The sequence below is a fragment of the Caballeronia sp. M23-90 genome, assembly GCF_053574605.1.
The window spans coordinates 1-6934 of the sequence record NZ_JBSIPA010000355.1; the positions used below are offsets into that span (position 1 = coordinate 1).

The 6934-nt window shown below is 60.2% G+C and carries 7 protein-coding genes, 1 other RNA gene, 1 pseudogene and 1 riboswitch; of the genes and pseudogenes, 5 read left to right on the plus strand and 4 right to left on the minus strand.

Going from position 1 to position 6934, the window contains the following annotated elements; genetic code table 11:
* Positions 1-247, minus strand: a pseudogene (locus ACRXB1_RS26440) (iron ABC transporter permease); the annotation flags it as partial.
* Positions 244-2109 carry a TonB-dependent receptor domain-containing protein gene (locus tag ACRXB1_RS26445; protein WP_449493717.1) on the minus strand — a complete coding sequence of 622 codons (1866 nt, stop codon included), beginning with the start codon at positions 2107-2109 and terminating at the stop codon, positions 244-246. The pseudogene ACRXB1_RS26440 and the gene ACRXB1_RS26445, both read right to left, overlap by 4 nt.
* A gap of 74 nt (positions 2110-2183) precedes the next feature.
* Positions 2184-2471, minus strand: a riboswitch (cobalamin riboswitch).
* 328 nt (positions 2472-2799) lie between these two features.
* Here ACRXB1_RS26445 and ACRXB1_RS26450 point away from each other — a divergent pair.
* The 5 genes from ACRXB1_RS26450 to ACRXB1_RS26470 all read left to right on the plus strand — a co-directional run bounded on the left by ACRXB1_RS26450 (position 2800) and on the right by ACRXB1_RS26470 (position 5228).
* The gene (locus ACRXB1_RS26450; RefSeq protein ID WP_061998769.1) at positions 2800-3183 is read left to right on the plus strand and encodes a hypothetical protein; all 384 of its coding nucleotides are present in this window, start codon (positions 2800-2802) and stop codon (positions 3181-3183) included.
* A complete protein-coding gene (locus ACRXB1_RS26455) occupies positions 3180-3494 on the plus strand; it encodes a cell division protein ZapA (RefSeq protein ID WP_056351781.1) in 315 nt (104 codons plus the stop codon). The genes ACRXB1_RS26450 and ACRXB1_RS26455 overlap by 4 nt, the downstream gene beginning before the upstream one ends.
* Before the next feature lie 133 nt (positions 3495-3627).
* Positions 3628-3809: non-coding RNA, 6S RNA (ssrS, locus tag ACRXB1_RS26460), on the plus strand.
* A gap of 147 nt (positions 3810-3956) precedes the next feature.
* The gene (locus ACRXB1_RS26465) at positions 3957-4415 is read left to right on the plus strand and encodes an EVE domain-containing protein (RefSeq protein ID WP_449493718.1); all 459 of its coding nucleotides are present in this window, start codon (positions 3957-3959) and stop codon (positions 4413-4415) included.
* Between the two features lie 84 nt (positions 4416-4499).
* Complete coding sequence (locus ACRXB1_RS26470) at positions 4500-5228, plus strand: SIMPL domain-containing protein (protein WP_449493719.1); 729 nt, start codon at positions 4500-4502, stop codon at positions 5226-5228.
* 75 nt (positions 5229-5303) lie between these two features.
* Here the strand turns inward: ACRXB1_RS26470 and lgt are convergent, their stop codons facing one another.
* Complete coding sequence (lgt, locus tag ACRXB1_RS26475; RefSeq protein WP_449493720.1) at positions 5304-6209, minus strand: prolipoprotein diacylglyceryl transferase; 906 nt, start codon at positions 6207-6209, stop codon at positions 5304-5306.
* A gap of 21 nt (positions 6210-6230) precedes the next feature.
* Positions 6231-6934 (minus strand): LysR substrate-binding domain-containing protein (locus ACRXB1_RS26480; RefSeq protein WP_449493721.1); only part of this gene is annotated, 704 nt, incomplete at its 5' end.

Consider the following 6934-nt stretch of genomic DNA (forward strand, 5'->3'; position numbering starts at 1 on the left):
TCGATGCAAACCCGCCCAGCGCGCGCGGCAACCGCAGGCTGCGCACGATTTCATCGAGCACGTCATTCGATGACGATAAAAGTGCATGCACGACACGCACAGGCGCCACCGGCACGCTTCCGATGGCCAGCGACGCGACGAATACAGCCAGCGTCACAAGGGCGAGCGCGATCCAGATAGCGAAAGCGCGCGGGGCGTCCATACGCCGGGCGTCGATACGCCGGGCGTCGATACGCTTAGCGTTCACCGCTGCTGCCAGCCAAGCGTGATGTAGGCACCGCGCCGCGGCGTGTTGTATGAATACGCAAGCTGATAGTCCTTGTTGAACACATTGTCGATCCGCGCGCCGACGTACCACGACTTCGTGATGTCGTAGCGCGCCGACAGATTCACCAAACCATAACCGCCGAGCGTCGAGTCGAAGTCTTCGCGCGCCCCGCTCGTGATCCATTCGCCGCCGACGCGCCAGCCGCCGATCGACCGGTTCACGGCAAGCGTCGCAAAGCGCCGGGCGCGGCGCGTCAGGTCCTGCTGATCGGTTTCATCGACGGGATTTTGCAGCGTGAACGACGCCCGGACATCCGTGCGCCCGACGTGCCCCTGCCACGATCCCTCGAGCCCCTGCACCTTCGCGCGCCCGACGTTCTGCGCGATGAAAAAACCGCCGCCGTCCGATACGTAGTTGATCAGGTTCGTGTATCGCGTCTGGAACGCGGTCAGCCGCAAGATCCCCACCGCGTTCGATGCATATTGCAGCGCGGCCTCGACCGAATGGCTGCGCTCGGGTTGTATCGATGGATTGCCGCTGAACGGATAGTACAGATCGTCGAAGGTCGGCGCGCGGAATGCATCGGAATAGCTGAGCGTGGCTTTCCAGTGCGCATCAAAATGGTAGCCATAGCCGAGGTAATAACTGTTGGCGCCGCCGAAATCCGAATACTGGTCGCGACGAACATTCGCCTGGAACTGGTTTGCCCCGACGTTGCCGACATAACCCGCGAATCCCGAATTCACATGACGATCGGGAGCTGCGACCTGATCCGAATCAAGCGTCTGGTCGAGATGTTCATAGCCGAATACGAACTTGTGATCCGGCGTCAGCGCGATATCGTTCTGCCACGTGTACTGGCGGTTCTCCGAATTGAACTTGCTGTTGTAGACGCCGTTCAACTGCGTGTCCGCGCGATCCTGACCCTGCGCCACGGTGAAGTGCGTGGTCCAGTTGTCGGTGATCTTGCCGTTTGCAAAGACCGAAGTGGAACGCACGCGGTTGTGCGATTCGTTGTCGTCGGTGGGCAGGCCGTAGGCGCTGTCGAAACTGTTGATACCGTTCGACTGCAAAAAGCGCACGCCCGCGTCCCATTTGTCGCTGAACTGATGACGCAACGTCGCCGACACGCTCTCGTTCAAATACCCGTTCGCGTTCGGATTCACATTCGGCGAGGTCGAAGGATCGATCGATGAAAACCCGTCGGTCTTCTCGCGCGAGAGCGTCACGTTGAACGTGGTGCGGCCGTCTTTATCGAGCGCGCCGTTCGCACCGACCTGCTGGCGCTGCGTGTGATAACTGCCCACCTCGGTCTCGAAGTTGAAGCGCGGCGGATGATTGCCACCATCCTTCGTGAAGATCTGCACGACGCCGCCCACCGCGTTCGATCCATAGAGCGCCGACACATTGCCGTTGACCACTTCCACGTGGTCGATCTGATCGAGCATGAGTTGCGACAGTTGGGCCGCGCCTAGTCCGGCCGACTCGACACGCACGCCGTCGATCAACACGAGCGATTGCGCCGACGACGCGCCGCGCAGGAACAATCCCGCGCTTGAACCCGGACCGCCGTTGCGCGTGATCTGCACGCCGGGCGCGAGTGCGAGGAGACCGGCGACATCGGTAGCATTGGAATCGGCGATATCCTGCTGGTCGAAGAGCGTCGTCTGCGCGATGGAATCCGCGAGCTTTTGCGGCGCGCGGGTGGTGGTCACCACGACAGGCGCGAGCGTGACGGGCTCGCTGGGAGATCCTGAGGAACTGGTCGAGGACTGAGCGTTCGCAACAACGGGTAAACTGCCGAAAACCAGCAGGACGGCGCGGGCAATAGGTGAAGCCATGATTGCAGGAAGATCCGGTAAAGGCATGCGCGACCCGCTCCCCGCAGGTCCATGCGTGACGAGCGCAGCCGCGAGGCCGCGCTCTCCCCGAGGCCGGTATCCGGGCTGGCGACATATCGGCCCGCCTTCCCGCGCGAAAGGCGCAGTGGCATGAGCGTGCTGTCCGGGCCATTCGAGCGGTATCGAGTCGTAGAATGGGCGGACGTCACGCGTGGAACCGGCTTGCAACTTGCGTTGCGGTCGCTTACCGTTGCGGGGGCAGCGCAGGTTGGCGCAGTCCGGGCGGACGTTGCTTCCTGCTTCCCGTTTAACTGCGCACGCCGGATCGGGCATGCGCGAGCACCAAGGTGCCGCGAGTTTAAGAGCGGCACCGGGACCCGTCAAGAAAGCAGGATCATGCAGTCGCGCGAGCATTCGATTCACCTGCATTCTGGTCGTACCGGTAACGTTCAAACGGAATTGAAGGGGTACTTTCAGAGACGTTCAAAAGTCGTTCCGCGAGCCGATAAGCGAGCCATCGAGCCAGCGTTAAAAACTGTCGATAAACAACTCGATAAATCATTTCCCCTTACGAATAAAGGCTCGCGCCGATGCATTGACTTCAAACTGCTGTTACGTCTGGAAACGAACCAAATTTCTGAAGCGCCAGCGAAGCGCGCTAAAATGCGAGGTCTTAAGAGGACGCAGCACATGCTCAACGAACTCGAATCACTGTCACAAAATATTGGCCGGCTGATCAAAATCAGCGAACGGCATCATCAAGCGCATGACGCTCTCTCCCAGCAACTCGACCAGTTGCGCTCGGAGTTTGCGCTCGCGCAGCAGGAACTTGCCAACGTGCGTGAAGAGCGCGACGCCCTGGTGGCGGAGCGCGATTCGTTATCGGCGAAAATCGACGATGCACAGGTTCGCCTCAACGCAATCCTCGAAAAATTGCCGCGTGCGAAAAACGCGCCCGAGCCGGATAACCAGCTTGCCCTTTTGCCTCCCGATGCCAGCAGCGAACCGGACACCGCCGAAGCGGCGAACGGCGCGTTGCATGAGGAATCACACCATCACGGAGAAAAGGCATGACGACCAAGCAGATCGAGGTATCCATTCTCGGCGCGCCGTACCGGCTCGCCTGCTCACCGGAAACCGAAGCTGCGCTGCGTGAAGCGGTCGCGCGAGTGGATGCGGAAATGTCGAAGGTGCGCAATGCAAGCAGCGTGCGCGGCACGGACCGGATTGCGGTGATGGCGGCGTTGTCGCTTGCTTCGGAATTGCTCAAGCTGCAAAGCAGCGTGCGTCACGGCGAAGCGTTCCCCGCCGAAGAGATCCGCCGCACGATGCATCAAATGAACGAACAACTCGGCGTCGTGATTTCACAATACGAAGCGCAGTAATTCGCAATGGCCATGCTTGCGTATAGGTTTGCTAACGCTGCGCGCGCCGTGTCACGAACGTTATTGTGTTGCGACTGACATAAAGTTTTCCCGTATCAGTGCTGCATCGTCGGGGCGATTGGTGTACAGTGATTGTTCCCTGCCTGGTTTGCCAAGGTCATATATTCCTTGAACCAATGCCATTGTGCACGGTTGTGGGATCTTGTAGCACTGGCGAGCGCGTCACTCTGTCTGATGAGCCCAAGGTGCTGCTTACTGCGACCAATCTTGAACCCAGGTTCAGGATGCCGGCCTAGCGGCTTGGGCGGGGACCTCATTCTGCAGCATGCGTTTTTTAGACGTGAAGCTGCAAGCAACAGGTTGATCAAGCTAACGGCGTCGGATTTTTTCCGATGCCGTTTTCTTTTGTATCGTGTGCGCTGCGAACATTGACGCGGCGCACACATTTTGCGGGCGACGTTCATGCGCTACTGGCTGATGAAGTCGGAACCGGACGAAGCGAGCATCGACCATCTCGCTCACGCTCCGAAAAAAACCTTGCCCTGGACCGGCGTGCGCAATTATCAGGCGCGCAACTTCATGCGTGACGGCATGGAGCTCGGCGACGGCGTGCTGTTCTATCACTCGAGTTACCCGCAACCCGGTATCGCGGGGATTGCGAAGGTATCGTCGGCGGCTTATCCCGATCCCACGCAATTCGATTCGTCGAGTCCTTACTTCGATCCGAAGTCATCGCAGGACAAGCCGCGCTGGCTTCTCGTCGATGTCCACTTCGTCAGGAAAACACCGCTTATTCCCCTCTCGACGCTGCGCGAACACGCGGAGCTTGCGGATATGCAGGTGCTTGCGCGCGGCAATCGGTTATCGATCACGCCTGTCACCGAAGCGCAATGGCGCTTTATAACCGAACATCTTTTGTAACTCGATTGAAGGGAACTTCGCGAGCGCCATCGTCGCCTAAGCAACGGTCACATTGACGTGCACTCATGCTTACGGAGTTAAACGATGACAAAGAAAAATACCACTTCGGCACTTGCCGCCATCGCGCTTATTGCAGGCGCTGCCATGGCGCAGAACGCGTTCGCGCAAAGCTCCGTCACCCAGGCACAACCGTCCGGCGTGTTGTCGCTGGCGGCGCAGGCGAGCGAGGACGTGCCTCAGGATGTCGTCGATATCACGCTCTTCTATGAGCAGGAAGCGAAGGACGCGGGGTCGCTGACAAGCGTGCTGAATCAGCGCGCCGATGCCGCGTTGCGCATGGCGAAGGGTGTCGATAACGTGACGGCTCATAGCGGCGCGTTCACGGTCTATCCATCGACCGATCGCGATGGCCGCATCTCCGCATGGCGCGGCCGCACGGAAGTCGTGCTGGAATCGAAGGACTTCACGGCAGCAACCAAGCTCGCCGGCAAGATGAGCGACGCCATGCAGGTGGGCAGCGTCACGTTCTCGTTGTCGCCCGAGGCGCAGCGCGAGGCGGAGCAGAAGCTTTCCACGCGCGCGATCGCTTCGTTCAAGCAACAGGCGCAGGCTTCATCGCAGGCGTTCGGGTACAGCGGTTATGCGATTCGTGAAGTGAATATCGGGCATAACGGGTCATCGCCGAGACCGGTCATGATGATGGCCGCCCGAAGCATGAACGCGGACGCGAAGCTGGCCGCGCCAATGGCGCTGGAAGCGGGTACGTCGACCGTGACGGTGAATGTGTCGGGCTCGGTGCAGATGAATCGTTAAGCACTTTTGCCGCCTCGGCATGAAAAGCCTCGCTTTTACGCGAGGCTTTTCATTTTCCACGAATCGATTTGCTGCTCAGGAAACTTTCGCCGGGTCAGAGGGCACCATACGTCCCCGCTTGTAAGACCAGACCAGCATTCCAATTCCCACGATGATCATCGGCAATGAAAGCCACTGCCCCATCGAGAGGTTCGCGGCCAGCAACCCCAGGTAGTCATCCGGCTCGCGAGCGAACTCCACCGTAAATCGCGCGATACCGTAACCAATCAGAAACACCGCCGAAATCGCACCAACTGGCCGCTGCTTTCTCGACATCAGCCACATCACGATAAACAACGCAAAACCCTCCAGCGCAATCTCATACAACTGCGACGGATGGCGCGGCAGCATCTGGTATCGATCGAAAATTTCCCGCAGATGCCATTGCGCGTCGAGGTCGGGATGCTTTTGCAGCCAGATGGCGTCATCAGGGGACGCGTTCTGGAAGAGCATCGCCCACGGCGCATTCGGGTTCGTCACACGCCCCCACAACTCACCGTTGATGAAATTGCCGAAACGTCCCGCGGCAAGGCCGAGCGGCACCATGGGCGCGACGAAGTCGGTGACCTGCAGCCACGTCCGCTTGCGTTGCCACGCGAACAGGATCATGGCGGTGATCACGCCGAGCATGCCGCCGTGAAAGGACATGCCGCCTTCCCATACCTTGAAGATATCGAGCGGATGCGCGAGATAGAAACTCGATTTGTAGAACACCACGTACCCCAGCCGGCCGCCGAGAATGGTGCCGAGCACGCCGTAGAACAGGATGTCGTCGATGTCTTTCGTGGTCCAGCCCTGCGCCGACACGTAAGGCAACCGCAGCCTGATCCGTCCGATCACAATGCATTGAACGAACGCCAGCAAATACATGAGGCCATACCAGCGCACGGCGAGCGGGCCGAGATGAATGGCAATCGGATCGAAGTTCGGGTGAATGAGCATGTTTCTATGTACGTGTAGGAGTCACGGCAGCGCGGGCACGGTGGCCGCATGAGCGCGCACTATATCGATAAAACCGGCGAGCACCGGGCTGACCTCCGCCGCGCGCCACATCAGACCCGTCTCGACGACCGGCCCGGATTCGAGCAACGGACGATACACCACTCCGGTCCTTCGCAGATGACGCAGCGATTGCGGCACGAGCGCGACGCCCATTCCAGCGGACACCAAACTGACGATGGTCTGCATCTGGATGGCCTCCTGCCCAATGCGCGGCATCAGGCCGGCGGCGCCGTAGCAGCCCATGATCAAGTCATAGAAATCCGGCGCGAGACGCCGCGGAAAGACGACGAGCGGGGCGTCGGCGAGCTGGTGGAGGCTTACGGGCGTATCCGACCATTCATCGGCGCCCAGGTCCAGTTCGGCCGCGGCATCGCTCGACATCGCAATAACGAGCGGTTCCCGCGCGATCGGCAAGTACGACAACGCCACCGCGTGACGCGGCGGCAGCGGCGGAATGACCAGACCGGCATCTATGCGCCCCGCCACCAGCTCTTCCACCTGCACATCGCTGGTCGCTTCCACGAGTTGCAGCCGCACGCCAGGGTATCGCGCGCCGAAATCGCGCAGCAGCAAAGGCAAGAGGCCGTAATCGGCGGTGGAAACGAACGCCAGCGATAAAACCCCCGCCTCGCCCCGCGCAAGCGACTGCGCGAGCGGCCGCAGCA